10 protein-coding genes are annotated in these 19,464 nt (G+C 46.9%); 5 read left to right on the top strand and 5 right to left on the bottom strand.

Annotated features, from left to right (window positions below):
- Nucleotides 1-66 precede the first annotated feature (66 nt).
- Together H4O21_RS05245 and H4O21_RS05250 are read right to left on the bottom strand one after the other, a co-directional pair.
- Complete coding sequence (locus H4O21_RS05245) at nt 67-1,368, bottom strand: tetratricopeptide repeat protein (RefSeq protein ID WP_182807788.1); 1,302 nt, start codon at nt 1,366-1,368, stop codon at nt 67-69.
- 311 nt (nt 1,369-1,679) lie between these two features.
- A complete protein-coding gene (locus tag H4O21_RS05250) occupies nt 1,680-2,837 on the bottom strand; it encodes an aminotransferase-like domain-containing protein (protein WP_182807789.1) in 1,158 nt (385 codons plus the stop codon).
- Nucleotides 2,838-3,130: 293 nt separating this feature from the next.
- Here H4O21_RS05250 and H4O21_RS05255 point away from each other — a divergent pair, with 293 nt between their 5' ends.
- From H4O21_RS05255 to H4O21_RS05265, 3 genes are all read left to right on the top strand, one after another.
- Nucleotides 3,131-4,564 (top strand): aminotransferase-like domain-containing protein, encoded by a 1,434-nt coding sequence (locus H4O21_RS05255; RefSeq protein WP_182807790.1) that lies wholly within the window; start codon nt 3,131-3,133, stop codon nt 4,562-4,564.
- Between the two features lie 155 nt (nt 4,565-4,719).
- On the top strand, nt 4,720-6,513 hold the full coding sequence (locus H4O21_RS05260) for an ABC transporter transmembrane domain-containing protein (RefSeq protein WP_182807791.1): 1,794 nt from the start codon (nt 4,720-4,722) through the stop codon (nt 6,511-6,513).
- Nucleotides 6,514-6,982: 469 nt separating this feature from the next.
- On the top strand, nt 6,983-8,689 hold the full coding sequence (locus H4O21_RS05265) for a di-heme-cytochrome C peroxidase (protein ID WP_182807792.1): 1,707 nt from the start codon (nt 6,983-6,985) through the stop codon (nt 8,687-8,689).
- 72 nt (nt 8,690-8,761) lie between these two features.
- Here the strand turns inward: H4O21_RS05265 and H4O21_RS05270 are convergent, their stop codons facing one another.
- Together H4O21_RS05270 and H4O21_RS05275 are read right to left on the bottom strand one after the other, a co-directional pair.
- On the bottom strand, nt 8,762-10,915 hold the full coding sequence (locus tag H4O21_RS05270; RefSeq protein WP_182807793.1) for a putative bifunctional diguanylate cyclase/phosphodiesterase: 2,154 nt from the start codon (nt 10,913-10,915) through the stop codon (nt 8,762-8,764).
- 97 nt (nt 10,916-11,012) lie between these two features.
- Entirely contained in the window at nt 11,013-14,804 is a 3,792-nt protein-coding gene (locus tag H4O21_RS05275) for an ATP-binding protein (RefSeq protein ID WP_182807794.1), read from the bottom strand.
- 291 nt (nt 14,805-15,095) lie between these two features.
- Between H4O21_RS05275 and smrA the strand changes: the two genes are divergently transcribed.
- Nucleotides 15,096-15,704, top strand: a complete 609-nt coding sequence (gene smrA / locus H4O21_RS05280) for a DNA endonuclease SmrA (RefSeq protein WP_182807795.1) — start codon at nt 15,096-15,098, stop codon at nt 15,702-15,704.
- A 165-nt stretch (nt 15,705-15,869) separates the two neighbouring features.
- Here smrA and uvrB read toward each other — a convergent pair whose 3' ends face one another.
- Nucleotides 15,870-17,894, bottom strand: coding sequence for an excinuclease ABC subunit UvrB (gene uvrB / locus H4O21_RS05285; protein ID WP_182807796.1), 2,025 nt, complete (start codon nt 17,892-17,894; stop codon nt 15,870-15,872).
- A gap of 198 nt (nt 17,895-18,092) precedes the next feature.
- Here uvrB and H4O21_RS05290 point away from each other — a divergent pair, with 198 nt between their 5' ends.
- The gene (locus tag H4O21_RS05290) at nt 18,093-19,277 is read left to right on the top strand and encodes a pyridoxal phosphate-dependent aminotransferase (protein WP_182807797.1); all 1,185 of its coding nucleotides are present in this window, start codon (nt 18,093-18,095) and stop codon (nt 19,275-19,277) included.
- The last annotated feature ends 187 nt before the right edge of the window (nt 19,278-19,464 follow it).

Raw genomic sequence — 19,464 nt, forward strand, 5'->3', positions numbered from 1 at the left:
GTTTTTTCTTCGCATACTGCTCCGTTACCGGGTCGGCCTGATACTGTTGATACGATACGATGAAAATCAGTACGGGCTGACCAGACCTTGCATAGCCGCTCTCTCGCTCTCTTCGTAAAGAAACAGCACCATTTCTCTGATTAACTGATCATCGGGCATCGCCTGACGCATTCTGATTGCAATTGCCAGTGCCCGCTCCAGATTCCCCTCATTTCTGAAGGCAATCACTCGCTGGTAAGCCAGACAACGGGTCAGCAGTGCGAACCCTTTCTGGTTACGAGCACACACCAGCGTATCAAAGCCAGCATCAGGCTTGTTCCAGTCTCCGAAAATAGCATTCAGCCAGGATTCAGGGTCATCTAATACCCAGACAGTTCCTGCTACACTCTCCTCCTGATGAACGGAGACCGGAAAAGGAAAGCGGGTAATTTGCTGCCAGTGATCCGGTAAACCTTTTATCCATACCCCACCCAGCACCTGCCCGGCTTCCGGATTAATACGTAACCCATACAGCCATAACACAGTGCCATTAGCAGGATTGCGCAGAATTCTCGGATTAATCAATGTAACAGGAAGCTGTTCTTTCAACCAGCCATCCTGCATCAGCAGGTTTGTCGCACGCGCCAGCATCTGATAAGGCATCGCAATACTAAGATGATGTACGGAAAGCAAAGCTTTCTCATTTCGGAGTAATCCGGATAAAGTACTTCCAGTCGCAAAACCGTGAATTCCCTGATCAGACAGTTGTGCAAGCACTTTCCACAACACACTTTCCTGTCCCTCTATTCTTGCTTGCTCCGTACTGGGCATCAACAGCTCATCAACAGCAGATTCAACATAAATATCTGTCAGAGAAGAGTGTTTATAATTCAGCAATAAGCGAAAGGCTTTCCTGTAATGAAGTTCAGCTTCTGGTAAATGCCCCTGGATCACAGCCAGTCTGGCGACACCAACACGTGATGACAAACGCGTTTCATCCAGCGTCAGGGCTTTATTGAAATAGCTTTCGGCCCGATCCGGCTGCTGATTAAGTTCTTCTATCAGACCAAGAATCTCATAAGGTTCGGGCAGCTCAGACCAACGCTGAGTCATATGCTCACAATACAATCTGGCACGACCATACTGATCATTACGGAACAAAGCCTGAATTCTGCTCAGCTGAGAACTTTTATCATCAGGTAGAAGCTCTGCAGCATACTCCATCGCACCCAGCGCCTCTGTAGGACGCCCAAGGTTCTGAAAAATAGTTCCCATTGCTTTCCACACCAACCCTTGGGAACTGTCCAGAGACAACAAGGACTCAGCCACATTGAGGGCTTCATCAAAGCGTTTTTTTTCCAGGAGGTGATTCAGAGACGAGATACTCACAAGATTCAGCCCTGCTCAGAGAATAACTGCTGAAATACCTTCAGACTTGTATCAGACAAGGGACTGAGCGGTTAAATTTCAGAATGCCGTGGATATAACCCTAGAATATATCCTGCAGTGAAGAAACGAGAAAAATATGAAAAAGAGATCTGGCGCACAAGATCAGTGCATAATAGTGAGAAATAGTATCCGGATCTGAGCAAATGACCCCACTAGCAGATACTACCTCCCGATGAATTAATCGGGAGGTAGCTGGCAGATAAAATCTGGCTATGGCCCGTAAGCTGTTACAGCAAACGATTGATCACATATCAACGGGCCAGTACTCCGGCCAGACGTTTAACACCTTCTTCCATATCCTCTGGTGTCATCTGACTGAAGCTCAGGCGTAGCGTATTATCCGCAGATTTTTCAACAGCAAACGGAGTGCCCGGCAGAGCAACAACACCGGCTTCAATACCATCCTGTAATACAGAACGGGTATCCTGCTCCAGTGTCAGCCAGAAAAACATGCCTCCGGCCGGAAGCTGCCAGCGAACACTATCCGGCAGGTATTGCTGTAGCAATTTCTGCATATAATCCCGTTTTTTCTGATAATGAGCCTTAAGCTTTGCAACATGATCAGGTAAACGCCCCTCTTTCAGAAACTGACCAATAATCGCCTGTCCCAGACGATTGCTGTGCAGATCAGTAGCCTGTTTTGCCCTCAGAATCCACGGATACAGCTCAGGATGAGCAATGACAAACCCGGTACGCAGGCCAGGCCAGAGCATTTTAGAGAAGGAGCCCATATATAGCCATTTAGCACTTGTCAGATAAGATGATACCGGGCGCGTGAAGGCATTATCATAGTTCAGTACCCGGTAAGGATCATCTTCCACCAGAGTGACATCATACCGATCAATCAGTTCTGCCACCGCCCTGCGCTCTTGCTCACTGTAGCTGTATCCCGTCGGGTTCTGGAACGTTGGAATCAGATAGATCATACGAGGCTTTCGAGTCTGCAGTAATGACTCCAGCCCGGCCAGATCAACTCCTTGCTCATCCAGAGTAAAAGGCACCAGATTAGCCCCTAACCCTCTGAGAACCTGCAACATCGCCAGGTAAGTCGGATCCTCTACCAGTACATCACTTCCGGCATCCACCAGAATGCGTGCAGCCAGATCCAGCCCCTGTTGCGAGCCAGAGGTAATAATTACCTGCTCTTCTGAGCAAGGCAGCCCTTCCTCACCCAGCCATTTAACCAGCTCCTTAATCAGGCTGCTTTCGCCATCTGATGTGCCGTACTGACTGATCGCAGCCAGATTATCCAGTACCGGCATTTCAGGCATGACCGCCGCATCAGGTAATCCACCTGCAAATGAGATCATTCCAGGCTGCTGGCTGACATGCAGAATTTCACGTACCGGAGAACCCGGAAGACGATTAGCATAATCAGACAGATTAAGTTCAGGCGCAGGCGAAGTCATAGCTTTTATCCTTTTTATTCATCAGCTCATCAGATAACAGGACATTCCCCTCTTAATATCAGGGTGAATCCCGTATAAATATCCGAACAAAAGTTTCTCTGCTGAACAGTGCAGTATTCTTCAGCCGTTACCGGAGAAGATCAAAGCACTTTTGCTCAGGTATATAGCAGAAGATTCCAGGCCAGATATGCTCCGACCCTGGTCAGCCTGGTCATTATGGGAAGACTACAAGCAGACAGAATAGATACAGATATGCTAAAAATAAGCATACAGTTGAAAAAAGCAGCATACAGATGCCATACCCCCCTGAAAAAAGAACAGACAGCGCTCACCTGTACCTGAACATAAGTCTTAAACTTAAGAAGTTACTCCGCCATCATACGGAACCAGAGCAAAAGCTTCCCAGCCTGAGGCAGATCAGCGAGGAGTTTAATATCAGCCTGAGTACGGCTCAGAGTGCCTATCAGCAACTAATCGATGAAGGGCTGGTTCAGGTTCGTCCCCGTTCCGGGTATTTCCTGACACCGGACAAGCGCCAGCAGTCTCTGCAACCGCAAATGCCTGCAGCAACGCCGGGAGCCGAGCGGGTTAAAGTGAGCGAACTGGTTATTCGAATGTTGTCGCTGGCCCGGCAGAAGCCCGTCATCAACCTGGGCACAGCAGTACCTGAGCCAGAACTGATGCCGCTGGAAGAGCTGGCAAAAGTGCAGCGCCAGATCAGCCAGAGAACACATTGGGCTTATGGAGGCTACAGCCCGACAGGGGGTGAACCCGCGCTGCAGAAAGCACTGGCAGATTATCTTCATGAAAAAGAAATTCTCTGCCAGCCAGAGCAATTACTGATAACCAACGGATGTACTGAAGCACTCCGAATTGCACTGATCGAATGTACCCGGCCAGGAGATATTGTAGCCATTGAATCCCCGACCTATTTTACGATTCTTCAGCAACTGGAGAGTCTGGGCCTTAAGGCACTGGAAATTCCGACCTCACCAGAATCTGGTATGGATCTGGAGTTACTGTCCACCATGATGTCTGCTATCCGGGTTAACGCTTGCGTTGTCAATCCCGTTGGACATAATCCACTGGGATTTATTATGTCCGATCAGAAAAAGCGTCAGCTAATAGCACTGTGCCACAGTCATGGCACACGCCTGATCGAAGATGTCATTTACATGGATATGGCATACGATAGCCAGAAAGTTCTCCCTCTTAAGGCCCTTGATCAGCATCATGTTGTCAGTCAGTGTGGTTCATTTTCTAAAAGCCTGTCCCCCGCCCTCAGAGTCGGCTGGCTGATACCGGCAGGCACTCCGGCTCCGGCAACATCCAGTAAATTTCTGACCAATGTCAGTGTAAGTACGCCCTGCCAGCTAAGCGTAGCCCGTATGCTGGAGAAGGGTCTCTACCAGAAAAGTGTCCGTAAAAATACCCGCTTACATGCCGGACGGGTACTACAGACCCGAGAGTGGATTCTGCAGCGTTTCCCGGAAGGCACCCGCGTTTCTCTTCCCCAGGCTGGTTTTATGCTGTGGGTAGAACTTCCTGAACCCTGGAAAGCGATGCCCATACACCAGAAAGCACTGGAAAAAGGCGTATTGTTTCTGCCTGGTGATGTTTTTTCACCAACCAGCGACCTGTACAGCCGATACCTGCGTATTAATTGCTGTGCCTGCAAACCTGAAGAAGTACTGGAAGGCATAAAACGAATCAGTCGTTGTTTCTGATTCGTTTTCTCTGGCATCCATGCAAACGATTTACGCATGTACAGTCTGAGCTGCCGAATAAAAGTGTTTCTACAGTCAATGACATACTCTCCAGCCCTGACTGACTTTATTCCGGTACATAAGACTGTGTTTTATTTTCCTATGAGAGGTTATCTATGATCACCTGGTTATGGCCCTTTATCCGGCCTTATAAAGCCCGGCTTATACTGGCAGTCATCGCTCTTATCAGTACAGCGGGTTTAACACTGGCACTGGGGCAGGGTGTTCGCCTGTTGTTTGATGAGGGTTTTGTCGCCCAGTCTCCAGAAGGCCTGGCCAATGCCCTGACAATATTCCTGATTCTGGTTGTTCTGGTATCCATCGGCGCATATTTTCGATTCTATATGGTGTCCTGGCTGGGCGAACGGGTTGTTGCCGATATCAGACAAAAGCTTTACCAGCATCTGATCAGTCTTGACCCTGGCTTTTATGAAGACAATCTGTCGGGCGAAATCCAGAGCCGTCTGACAACCGATACCGCACTGTTACAGACGGTAATAGGCTCATCACTATCTTTCGCCTTGAGAAATACCCTGACCTTTACCGGCGGTATTATTCTGATGTTTCTCAGCAATTTTAAACTGAGCCTTATCGTATTGCTTGCGGTACCGGCTATTGTTTTCCCTGTCATCTGGTTTGGTCGTAAAGTGCGACGCTTGTCCCGGCAAAGTCAGGACAAAATTGCCGATACCGGAGCCTGGGCCGGTGAAAGCCTGCAGCATATTCGTATTGTACAGGCCTTCACACGGGAGGATATGGCCTGTCAGGAGTTTTCTCGCTCAGCAGAAGACGCTTTTGATACAGCCTTGAAACGTATCCGGCACAGAGCGACTCTGATTGCACTGGTAATGCTGCTGGTTATGGGGTCAGTGGCAGGAATGATCTGGATTGGTGGTAATGATGTCATTACCGGAGAGCTTTCCGGGGGTGATCTGGCAGCCTTTGTCTTTTATGCCATTATGGTGGCAGGCTCTCTGGCTGCGGTCACAGAAGTATATGGAGAAGTTCAGCGCGCTGCCGGAGCAGCAGAGCGCATCCAGGAACTGATGGCTGCTCAGAGCTCTATTCGTTCTCCTGACGAAAGCCAGGCATCAGGACAGGATATCAGCCAGCACTCTTCGTCAGACAAAACAGAGATCAACTATGACTCTCTGATCTCTTTCAGGGATATCAGCTTTACTTATCCGACTCGCCCTGACTCACCCGCTATCAAACATCTGACACTGGATATCCATCCGGGGGAACGCATTGCTCTGGTGGGGCCTTCAGGCGCTGGTAAATCGACTCTGTTCGATCTGCTATTACGATTCAGAGACCCTCAGCAAGGACAGATATCTATCCATAATCAGCCGTTACCAGAATGGAATCTGCAACAACTGAGAAACATGTTTGCGCTGGTTCCTCAGCAGCCAGCTCTGTTTACAGGCAGTATTATGGATAATCTGCGTTATGGCGCTCCGGATGCGACAGAGGAGGAGATCATACAAGCAGCCAGAGCGGCTCATGCCGATGAGTTTATCCGGCAACTTCCGGATCAGTATCACTCCTTTCTGGGGGAGCAGGGAATACGGCTCTCTGGCGGCCAGAAACAACGTCTGGCCATTGCCCGGGCGATTCTGCGCGACCCACAGATACTGCTTCTGGATGAAGCAACCAGTGCTCTGGATGCCCAGAGCGAGCGCCTGGTTCAACAGGCTCTGGATGAACTGATGGAGAACAGAACAACCCTTATTATTGCCCACAGACTGGCCACCGTTATCCATGCAGACCGTATTGCTGTCTTTGACCAGGGCGAGCTTAAAGCCGTAGGCCATCACCAGCAGTTACTGGAAGCCTCTCCCCTTTACAAAAAACTGGCCCGGCTGCAATTTCAGGGAGCATCCGCTGAGCTGGATGACTACCATTCATAATAATCTTATCTCTTCTCGCTATTCTCGAATTCCCGGCCACGATGCCGGGAACTCTCACATCATTTGATATGTCATCATTACCGCACATTATTCCCTGAGCTCCTGAACAGAAGTTTCTATGTAAGATAGAGCCATAATTTCCTACCAGCAGCTAGAGAATATCGAAATATTTTTATTCAGCCAGCTATGAAATAAGATATAAAAACCACATCAGATAATACAACTATTTTGCAAGAGCCTGCATACCATTCAAAAAGCCACCAGCAATAAAAAACAATAAGAGCAATCACTCTAACGACAATATATATCGCCTTTTAAAAATTACACTTATAAAAACAACAGACACACTGATTACAATCTATTACACATATACTGACATCACATATAAAAAAAAAATAAAATCATTCTGTTCAAAGATAAATAATAAACCTGATTTACCCGGACCTGATAAGCAAAAAAGGAGTTTACCTTGAAACTTAAACTAACAGGGCTGTGTCTTGCGACTACAGCTATTCTTAGTGGCTGTAACTACCTTCAGCCCGGTAATAAAGATCTGGCTCTCAACAACAATGATGCTCCTAAAGACGCCTGGTCATCAGCCAGTGAAGAGGAAATCAACACAATTCATTATATGAAGCAGGGTTGGGATGATGCCACTCGGGCTGACTTCTGGCATATGAGCCAGGGTAGTCGTTTCTTACCTTACGACATGTTTATAAACCTGGAACAGAGAGATAGTAAAAAACTTATTCTTGCACCAGACAATATAATTAAATACCGTTATATTCCTCAAAATAAAAGCTACTGGAACCCTGATGGACTCCCCATTGGTTTTACTAAGGACGTACAGAAAAACAAAAATGATTCCAGCAAAATTGAAGCCTCCTATGCTGGCCTTAATTGTTCTGCATGTCACACATCGGTAATCACCTATAAAGGTGATGCTATGTTAATTGATGGTGCACCGACCCAGGCAGATTTTCAGTCTTTCTTTACAGATATGACGGCAGCGCTTAAAGCCACATATATGGACCCTAAAAAGTTTGATCGTTTTGCTGAACGTATGCTGAAAGAGCAGAGCAATAACCCTGAGGCTCGCCAGCAATTGTTAACCGAGCTCGGAAAGTGGACTCGTATACGCAGCGAACGGGAGCTGATGAATAAAACAGAAGTAGCATACGGCAACGCCCGTGTTGATGCTTTCGGAGAAATATTTAATGCTGTTTCTGCAACAAACCTGCGAGTGCCTGAAAATGCCTCTCCACCAGATGCACCGGTCAGCTATCCATTCCTGTGGGGCACTGCCCAGTCTGATGTCGTGCAGTGGAATGGGATTGCATCGAATAAACCACCCGGTCCACTGGCACGTAATGCCGGTGAAGTACTGGGCGTATTTGGCGATATTCAAGTCAGTAATCGTTTCGGCAAACTGGGTTATAAGTCTTCTGTTCAGATCAAAAATCTGGCAGTCATGGAGAAATGGATCGAACAACTGCATCCACCGGCCTGGCCTGAAGATATCCTTCCCCCAATTAACAAGGACATGGCAGCCAGAGGGGAAAAAATCTATGAGCTGAACTGTGCATCCTGCCACGAAAAAGTGGCCCCTATGGATACTTATCGCTCAGTAATGGTATCTCAGACAGCGATTGGCACTGATCCGGTTATGGCCAGAAATGCTTTACGCACGGCTTATACAGGCATTCTTCAGGGCGAAAAAGTCGGCGTTATTGGCGGAGAAAAATTCGGAGAGGAAGCACTGAAGGCTGAAATTCTGAAAAACCAGGTACTGGGCTTATTGGTTAATCGGCCCTTCTCCACACTGACTGCAGCTCAAATAGAATATCTGAAGGTAAAAAGCAGTCGCCCATGGAAAAACCCGGAAAGTTACAAAGCCCGTCCACTGAATGGAATCTGGGCCACAGCCCCCTATCTGCATAACGGGTCGGTTCCGACTCTGGATGACCTGTTGAAAAAGCCTGAGGAGCGCCCGGAAACCTTTAAACTGGGTAGCTGGGATATTGATCCGATCAAAGTTGGTATGGCTCAGAACAGTGCGTCAGCTTTCACTTTTGATACCCGACTGTATGGCAACAGTAATAAAGGCCATACTTATGGTACTAACCTTTCTCCTTACAACCGAAAAGCACTGATTGAATACCTGAAAACACTGTAAAACCAGCGCTTCAGCGACCCTGATCAGCATATTCCGGCTACAATGGAATATGCTGATACTCAAGCAGAAACCCTATACGTCAGATACCGGCTCTTCAGCCCCCTGTTCACAAGCAATTGCTATCAGCAGCTCATCAACAGGCAAGCCCTTACCATATTTAAACCCCTGTGCGACACTAGCACCTGCCAGTTTTGCCTGCATCTCTTCGTGATGATTTTCGATGCCCTCCACCACAGTGGCCAGCCCCAGATTTCTGGCCAGAAATAACAGGCTTTCAAATAGAGCAAAATCCCCCTGATCACCTGAACACAGACGAGAGGTGTAGCTCCGATCAATTTTCAGCCCGCTGACAGGAAACTCCTTCAGATATGACAGAGAAGCATACCCGGTACCAAAATCATCCAGCATAATCACTATGCCCGCTGATCGCAGACGCTGAAGCTGTTCAATAACCACATCGTCTTTTTCCAGCAAGGCTGTTTCAGTCAGCTCAACACTTAATGTTTCAGGTAAGACTTTATATTCTCTGACCCGTTTCAAAACCAGATCAGCAACATCATGGTAAAAAAACTGAGCGGCTGAAACATTGAGCGAAACTTTTACCGGATAACCATGCTGACGGCATAAACGAGGAATATCTCTGATCACCTGATTAATCACAAACTCGCCCAGCTCTTGAATAATTGGCGACTGCTCTGCAACCGGAAAGAACTCAGCCGGACTGATAAAGCCCAGCTCGGAGTGCTGCCAGCGCATCAGAGCTTCATACCCTGTCACCAGTCCTGTTTCCAGACTGACCTGAGGCTGATAAATCATATAGAGTTCGTTACGCGTTCTGGCTCCCTGAAGTGCCTGTTCCAGAATATAATGCCTCTGCAGCCTGACGTTCATCTCATCTTCAAAATAAACGACTCGATTCTTGCCCTGCTTTTTAGCCTCATTCAGTGCAATGGTGGCATTATTCTGAATATCCGCTGCCGAACGACCATTATCCGGGTAAGATGCAATACCTATACTGGCCTGCATCCCGTGCAGAATTTTTTGCCCCCCTGCCGGAGGGTTAAACAGACCCATTAATCTCTGATGCAAACTATCCGTTCCATGTCGGGATATTGGTCCCAGCAGAACAATACCAAACTCATCACCGCCAAAACGGATAAAAAGGATATGGCGATCAGAAAAAGCCCACTGATCTGCCCATTGCTCAGTCTCCACACGGCAATGCTCGACTACCTTTTTCAATAGCTCATCACCAGCATGTAACCCACGGGTTTCGTTAAACCACTTAAAATTGTCCAGATCCAGCAGCAAAAGAGTGACAGCACTTTCAGGCTGATCTGAAATAAACTCAGCGACCTTACGCTCAAAAAAAGTACGATTCCCGGCTCCGGTTAAAGTGTCATTAAACGCCAGCTTCTCAATATTGCGGACATTATTACGAATCTGGATCGCCATATTACGGAAGGCACTGCCCAGTCGACTGAATTCATCACCTTTGCAAAGCAGAGGCGGTAAGTCCCATCGTCCCAGAGCCAGTGTCTGAGAGTATTCCATCAGAGCCTGAACCGGTCGGCTGATGCTGTGGGATAGTAAACCACTTAACAACAATGCCAGGCAGGCAAAAGAGACTATCAGATAAATCAAAAAACGCAGAAACTGTTGTTCTGACTGATCAAGTACTTCTGATATGGCCAGATCAGCTTCCCGCACAGATTGATGTACCGGATTCAGAGACAGCCAGAGCAACACACCACCCACTCTCTCCCCCTGATAAAAGACGGGGTGATTCATCAGTAACTGGTCAGAAAGTACTCGAAACCCAGCATCCTGAAGGGATATTCTCACTGGCAGAATGTTCTGAACAAAACTACCAAAGTGCTCTATACCCGAAGTACCATCATGAAGAATATGCCCATTGAGGTCATACACCAGCGCCTGATGCACCAGCGGTGTCGAAGCTATCAGATCAAGCTGCTCATCAATTTCGACCAGATTACTCTGGTAAACGGGGTAAGCAATACTGGCGGACATCGCTTCCAGCAACACTTCACTTCTGGTAACAACCTCATTAATCAGTGAGTCCGTCACCTTTTCCTGACTGACCTCGGAAACAGAACGATGTAACTTCTGCAACTCTCCATAAACAGCCAGGGAAAATAACAGCATTAACGTGACAGCGAATACAGAAAAAAGTATCAGATATTTCGTTTTCAGAGACATCTTCATTGAGTTTCTCCAGCCCGATACCCGCCTGGAATAAAGTCAGTCATATTCATAAATCAACAAGATCCCTCATTGCTTGCTGAGGCACTCAACCTGTACATCAGTTCATGTAACGTTGTATGACTGCAATCAATACGGAAACATCAACCGGTTTGCACAGGTAATCATCAAAACCAGACTCCAGTGCCTGATTAATAGCCTCTTGCTCCACATCTCCGCTCAAAGCAATAACAGGAACCTCCTGCCCCTCTCCCAGTGAACGAATGGCTTCCAATACATCAATACCACTGACATCATGCAAGTGCATATCCAGTAAGACCATATCCGGTGTTTTATCAAGAAACTGTTCGATGCCTTGTTCAGCATTGATCGCCAGCCGAAGCCCAACAGCACCGCCATCCCGGTTTATTTTTTCGACTACCTGACTCACTAACCGCTGTCCGGAGCGTTCATCTTCAATATAAAGAACGTCAAAATACTCTGCTGCCATGCAACCCAACTCAATAGAATCATCACTAACCTGAGGATCTGCTGACTCAGGCGCCAGGTCTGGAAAAGCATCCTGCGGCGCAACAGATGCCATAAAAGGATGAACTACATCCGTCATCCGGGCAGTAACCGGAAACGAAACGGTAAAGCAACTACCTTTGCCCGGTTCCGATGTGACCCTGATATTCCCCTCCATTAATTCAACCAGATGCCGGGCAACAGCCAGCCCATTGCCCACGCCCTGCGACAGAAGCCCTTCAGCCGTTTCAAATGGCAAAAATACTTTCTCCAGGAAATCCGGATCAATCCCCTGCCCGGTATCTGTTACCACCAGCTCACAACTCCTGTCGCCTGACACCAGATCAACTGAAACAGAACCTCCAGGCTGGTTATACTGAATCGCATTGTCTATCAGGCAATGCACAACCTGTTTCAGACGCTCTGGATCGCCATGAATATTAATCACTTCTGATGACAGGTTTGTTGACAGGACAATCTCTTTTTTCTCTGCAGATTCAGCCAGTTCTGGCAATAAATCCTGTACAACCGCTGAAAGATTCACATCCTGCAGATTAACTTCCAGCTCTTTATTTTCCATCTGGGAAAGCTCCAGAATATCATCTACCAGCTTCAGAATTTTTTGTCCGGATTCTTCAATATGAAAGAGATGATCAGCCTGCTCTTCATTCAAATTGTCCTGATCCATTACCATTAACTGACTAAAACCGAGGATCGCGTTCAGAGGTGTTCGGAACTCATGACTCATTCTGGAAAGAAAATCAGTCTTAGCCTGGCTGGCCACTTCAGCCCGGTCTTTCTCAATTAACAGATTCTGTTCGGCCCTTACCCGCTCACGATCATTCTCATACCCGGCCAGCAGCGCAGCACAAGTTGCAACCCAGGAATCAAACACACCAGGATTATTCCAGCCTCTAATATCCTGTAACAGAATAGTGAAAGACATCTGAATATCTTCTCCAACCAGAATAGGCAGGATAATCAGCCCTGGAGACAATTGCGTGTTATCCAGTCTGCAGTGTTGCGGAAGATCCCATTGCGCCATAGTAATAATTTCAGGGCCGATATGGCTATTATGGGTATACCACTGTTGCAGACAATCCTGACACCACTGAATAATCAAATGTCGGCACTCCTCACTAAGCCAGTCATAGCCAGGATCTGCTAACTCATAGCATTTGGACATATTCAGTGTACAGCTCAGAGATTCAGTCAGCAGACAAACCCCATAACCCGCTCCCACCAGAGACATCAGATCTGTCAACTGCTTTTCAAAGTCAGGCTTCTTATCAAAATCGCAGATGAAACGGGTCTGCATAGTCGTCAGGCTACTGAGCAGGTGATTATGAAACTGGCGCAGGTGCTCCTGCTGTTTACGTTCAGTAATATCCCGGACCAGAGCAGAAATACGATTATCTGAGGCTCGGGCCATCCTCAACTCAAGGAACTGACAGTGCGGGCCTGAGAGGCGCTGTATCTCAGTAAAATAGCGGCCATCGTTTTTCAGCGCCTGCTCCAGAATGGCAATATCCAGAGCAAAACTGTCAAACAGAGTCTGACCGATGACAATATCCAGTACATCATTACTGCCGACAGGCTGCTGAAAGTGCATCACTTCAAAGCGAGAGTTCATCACCAGAAGCAGATCGGGTATTGATTCAAGTAGCGCTTTATTCTCTTCTTCCCGTGCTTCCAGTTCTTTTGAAGTAATACTCAGCTTATCAGTCAGCTGCGTCCTGCTACGATACAGATCAGCTTCGAGCTGTTTCTTATGGGTGATATCACGGGCAAAAATACAGACAAAGGAGTCTGTCCTGCTGCTGTAAAAACTCATATGGGTTTCAGCCGGAAAAGAAGAACCGCTTTTCTTAACCAGAGCCGCTTCATGCTGCACCTTTTCACCCCGACGAACACGCCCCCAGATAAGACTCCAGCCATCATCACTCAGGGCTGCATCGATGTCTTTAAGAGCAAAAGATTCAAGTTCAGCCGGAGAATAACCCAGAACGGAAGTGGCCGTTTTATTCAGATATACCAGTCGTCCCTCTTTATTAACCCAGAAAACCAGTTCTGCTGCATGATCCAGCGCCTGGCTGCGTCGTCTCAACTGATTTCTTTCATCATAGCTATCAGTAATATCATTAATTTCGACCAGAACATTACCGCCATCTTCATGAGCAGTAAAACGACAGGACACGTTATACTTTCGATGCTTTAAACGCCAGACACCATAAAACAGCTCTTTCCCACTATCTCTGAGCAGCGCGGCAAATTCAGGGGCAGAGTATCCATCTTCAGTCTGAAGATTAAGTGCCAGCTCAATCAGTAGCGACTGCATCTCTTTTTTGCCTGTATCCGTATTACCGGATAACAGCTCTCTCGCTATAGCATTGGTTTTAACAACCTGCCCCAGACTATCCAGAATCAGAAACGCCCGACGCCCTTTGGCAAAGACGACTTCTCCCACAAACTCTGAACCATCCCCCGTCCAGTAACGCTTGTACGCCCGAGCGCGACTGGCCAGAATACCCGCCAGGGCTGCCAGTATGATGAGAACATACAGGATATAAACCGACTGCATGCCTGATATATAAGAAGATGACCGATAGAGTATTCGATATTCAAGAGTATGATCAGGACCACCCCACTCAAGTAACTTTACATCACCTCCGGCCTTAACCCATGTTCCGATCTCGAAAAGCGTTTTCTCTCCGGAGATGATTGTCATGGCCTGAATATCCGGACTGATAACAGGTGTCAGCATCCGATGCAACTCTCTCTGACTGTTGACAGCAAAAATCAGAGCAGCACTCATACCATGTCCCGACATTACCGGAGCCGCAATTAACAAATGAGGCTGATTACGTACGTAAACACCGTCTTTATTGCGACTGGGTTCCGGGTTATTGTATGGCAGCACCCACTGTTTTTTCCCTTGCCATAATGGAGAGAAAATCGCCGGTAAACGAGCCATGCCTGACCGCTGAGCCAGTAAACTGTTGCTGGAAGATGCCCGGATATAACCATCGCCATCAACCAGAGTATAGCGATCTATTTTTCCAGATTTTACCAATGGAGAAAAAAAAGTTTTCAGTGCCAGCCGGGCTGGCTGTTTTACCAGAGCATGACGCTCCAGAGGTAAGCGATTCAGTTCATCAGCATAGACAACAACCTCAGGAAAATGAGCCCACGTAGAGACCAGATGTCTCTGATCATCAATCCAGCCGGTAATTATTTTGTGAGCCACTTCAAGTGAAGTCTGAACTTTTTCCTGTTCATATTCCTGATCAGATTCTTGTTGCAGAAAAATACCGTAAAAAGCTGCCAGCATGATTGCACCGAGGACAGCAGGGATAATCCATTGGGGTCGGGAATCCGTACTCATTATTCATTCCTGAAAAAACCAGCATGCTTTGGGGCAGTTCAGACCGGTTAAGTTATCTCCGGGGGTGCTGGAAAACACCTGTATCGCCTGTATTCAGTACAGGTTTATTCTGTAACCTGTTTTTTTGAAGATAGCAAAAATATTACTTATGTCAGAGTATATCCTGAATTATGGCAGAAATTACGTTTGTAGTGATTATTCTATAGGTGGAATGACTTTTATTATTGATAAACAGGCCTTATATAGTGGCCTGAAACAAAAGAGCAACCTTAAAGTTATGTGGAGGCTTTTATGGCTGACCAGGACGATGATCTCGACTACTTTCTGCGTGAAATGCGCGGTGTGGTACCGATGAGAAAGAATGATAAAGCGAATGTAAAAACCGCAAAAAAAGAGGATGCTCACACCTTAAAAGCCCGAAGAGAAGCCGCTCTTCAGGAAACAGCAGAAGATAACAACTTCCTGTCAGAAGAATATGTTGACCTGCTGGGTCCATTTGACCCGGTAGAGTATAAAAAGGACGGCGTACAGGAAGGGGTTTATAAGCGCCTGAAACAAGGAAAATATCCGGTTGACGCCGCACTCAACCTGCAAAAGAAGACCGTCCAGGTATGCCGTGGAGAAGTATTTCAGTTTATCGAGGATTGCTATAAACATGATATCCGGGTCGCTATGATCACAATAGGCCGTGGGGAAAGCGCTGACTCTCTGCCTTGTGTCGTAAAAAGCTACCTGGCCAAATGGCTGCCACAGTTCCCACAGGTCATCGCGATTAATAGTGCGCAAAAAAGTCATGGTGGTACAGGTGCGCTTTATGTTTTGCTGAAAAAAAGCGAACGCCAGAAAGCGATTAATCGTGATCGCCATATCAAACAGGGCAGACAACCCAAAGCCAGCTAAGCCTGTTTATCAGAACAATCTGTAGCCTTCTGGCTACAGGTTGTTTACAGCATACAGGAACCCGCCATCAACAGGAAAGTACATCAATGCCTGAGCAAGAATGCCCCTGTTAAAGAGAAGCATTTTCTCCAGTTGCTCATAGGACACTTTGTCAAAGAGACACAATCAGGTAATCAGATGCTGATTCAGCTTCTGAATTTCATCCCTTAGCTTAGCTGCCAGTTCAAACTCCAGATTTTTTGATGCTTCATACATCTTATCTTCCAGCTTGCTGATCTGCTTCGACAAATCTGCAGGAGATAAACGCTCAGGCTGTGACACCTGATATTCCGCAGCATCTTCAGCCACTTTGCGCTTCTTGTTACTGACTTTCTTACCCGGTATTTGCGCCCCCTCCAGGATATCTGCCACATTTTTTCGAACAGTCTGAGGAGTAATTCCATTTTCATCGTTAAAGATAATCTGTTTTTCCCTACGACGCCGGGTCTCCTCCATCGCTCTCTGCATAGAACCCGTAATTCGATCACCGTAAAGAATCGCTTTACCTCTGGCATTTCGAGCTGCCCGACCAATGGTCTGAATAAGAGAACGATCAGAACGCAGGAAGCCTTCTTTATCCGCATCAAGAATTGCGACCAGAGACACCTCGGGCATATCCAGACCTTCTCTCAACAGATTGATGCCAACCAGCACATCAAATTCACCTAACCGCAGATCCCGGATAATCTCAATTCTTTCCACAGTATCAATATCTGAATGCAGGTAACGTACACGTACATCATGTTCGGCCAGATAATCGGTCAGATCTTCTGACATTCGTTTCGTTAAAGTTGTGACCAGAACACGATCTCCCATCGAAACACGTTCATTAATTTCAGATAACAGATCATCCACCTGACTACTGGCCGGACGCACCTCGATTTCAGGATCAAGCAACCCTGTAGGCCTGACAACCTGTTCCACAACCTGCCCCTGATGCTCTGCTTCATAATTGCCAGGTGTTGCTGAAACAAAAATCATCTGAGGAGAAATCTGCTCCCACTCTTCAAACTTCATCGGCCTGTTATCCAGCGCCGATGGCAGTCGAAAACCATACTGAACCAAAGTTTCTTTTCTGGAACGATCACCACGATACATTGCACCTAGCTGAGGCACAGTAACGTGGGATTCATCAATAAACAGTAAGGCTTCATCAGGCAGATAATCGAAAAAGGTCGGAGGAGGCTGACCATCATTACGCCCGGACAGATAACGGGAATAATTCTCGATGCCATTACAATACCCCAGCTCCAGCATCATCTCCATATCATAGAGGGTACGCTGCTCAACACGCTGAGCTTCAACCAGTTTGTCATGCTCACGAAACCATTCAATACGCTCTTTTAATTCTTCTTTAATACTTTCGACCGCATCCAGTACGGTTTCACGGGGCGTTACGTAGTGAGTTTTCGGATAAATGGTGATACGCGGCACTTTGCGCAACTGCTCTCCTGTCAGAGGGTCAAATACGGACAGATTATCAATTTCGTCATCAAACAGCTCAATCCGTACGGCTTCCTTTTCTGATTCAGCAGGAAAAACATCAATCACATCGCCTCTGACCCGGTATGTAGCTCGTCTGAAATCCAGGTCATTGCGGGTATATTGTAACTCTGCCAGTCGTCGCAGCAGCTGGCGCTGATCAATGCGATCTCCCCTATCCAGGTGCAGCATCATCTTCAGGTAAGACTTCGGATCTCCCAGGCCATAAATCGCAGACACTGTTGCGACAATTAATGAATCTTTACGTTCCAGAAGGGCTTTAGTTGCGGACAGGCGCATCTGTTCAATATGCTCATTGATAGATGCATCTTTATCAATAAAAGTGTCCGAGGCAGGCACATAGGCTTCGGGCTGGTAATAGTCATAGTAGGAGACAAAGTACTCAACGGCATTGTCAGGAAAGAATTCCTTAAATTCCCCATACAGCTGAGCAGCCAGCGTCTTGTTATGGGCCAGAACAATGGTAGGGCGCTGCATCTGCTGCACAACATTTGCCATAGTAAAGGTCTTACCCGAGCCCGTTACCCCTAAAAGCGTCTGATGCATCAGTCCGTTATCCAGTCCTGAGCACAAAGCCTTAATTGCAGAGGGTTGATCCCCTGCAGGTTTAAAACGGGAATTTATCTTGAATTTCTTCTGATTATCCATGACATACCAGGCAAATAAATTATTTATTTATCAATTATCAGCAAACTATTCTGAATAGTAAATTCAGCTACTCTGCTTCATAAAAAACGGCATTTTTTTCAGGTTTTTGCCCTTCACGCCGGGCCTGAATCTCCTGTATGATCATATCTCCAAAACGCCTATTTTCTGACTGAAAATATATATATTGAGGATATCAGCTTGGACGTACAACTGTCAGATCGCGTACAGTCAATCAAACCATCTCCGACTTTAGCGGTCACCAACCGTGCAGCAGAACTTCGCGCAGCAGGCAAAGACATTATTGGTCTGGGTGCTGGCGAACCTGATTTCGACACCCCACAACATATTAAAGACGCTGCGATTGAGGCTATTAATAATGGCCAGACAAAATACACAGCGGTTGACGGTACACCAGGTCTGAAAAAAGCCATTATTAACAAATTTAATCGTGATAATGGCCTTGCGTACGAAGCAAACCAGATTCTGGTTTCGTCCGGTGGAAAACAAAGCTTCTTTAATCTGGCACTGGCACTGCTGAATCAGGGCGACGAAGTTATTATCCCTGCACCTTACTGGGTATCTTACCCTGATATGGTTATTGTTGCAGAAGGCACACCGGTTATCATCGAAACCAGTGCTGACAGTCGTTTCAAAATTACAGCAGAACAATTGGAAGCCGCCATCACACCAAAAACCAAACTGGTCGTGTTAAACAGCCCATCTAACCCAAGCGGTATGGCTTATAGCCTGGAAGAGCTACAAGCACTGGGTGAAGTACTGAAAAGACACCCTCATGTAATGATCGCTTCAGACGATATGTACGAGCATATTCTGTGGACAGAAGAGAAATTCTGCAACATTCTGAATGCGACACCGGAATTGTACGATCGCACCTTCGTACTGAATGGCGTATCAAAAGCTTACAGCATGACAGGCTGGCGTATTGGCTATGCAGCGGGTCCGGCTAAAGTGATTGGTGCCATGAAAAAAATCCAGTCTCAGAGCACATCTAACCCATGCTCTGTTTCTCAGGCCGCAGCCGAAGCAGCTCTGAATGGTTCTCAGCAGTGTATCGCTGATATGCTGGTCTCTTTCAAAGAGCGTCATGACTTTGTAGTAGATAAACTGAATGCTCTGCCAGGTGTTAACTGTCAGCCAGGTGACGGCACCTTCTACGCTTTTGCTGACTTCTCCGAAGCGATTGCCAGCTTTGAAGGCGCAGAAACAGATGTTGAGTTTGCTGAAATTCTGCTGGAACAAGCAGGAGTTGCTCTGGTTCCAGGTTCAGCTTTCGGAACTCCGGGCTGCATGCGTCTGTCTTTTGCAACCAGCAAAGAGATTCTGGCAGATGCGCTGAGCCGTCTGGAAAAAGCTCTGTCCTGATCGCAATATACTTTTCATCCATCATTATATTTGCACGTCATTGTGCTTATATCGCTGATTGATAAAAAGACGGGCACTCAGAAGCGACTGAGTGCCCGGAATACCTTATGCCAGCCATCCGGATAAAACCGGAAAGCCTCTCACAAGGATGCGGAACCAGAAAAATAACCCGTTCTATTTATTCTGA

It is taken from the genome of Oceanospirillum sediminis (assembly GCF_014164585.1).
GTDB classification, from domain to species: Bacteria; Pseudomonadota; Gammaproteobacteria; order Pseudomonadales; family Halomonadaceae; genus Oceanospirillum; species Oceanospirillum sediminis.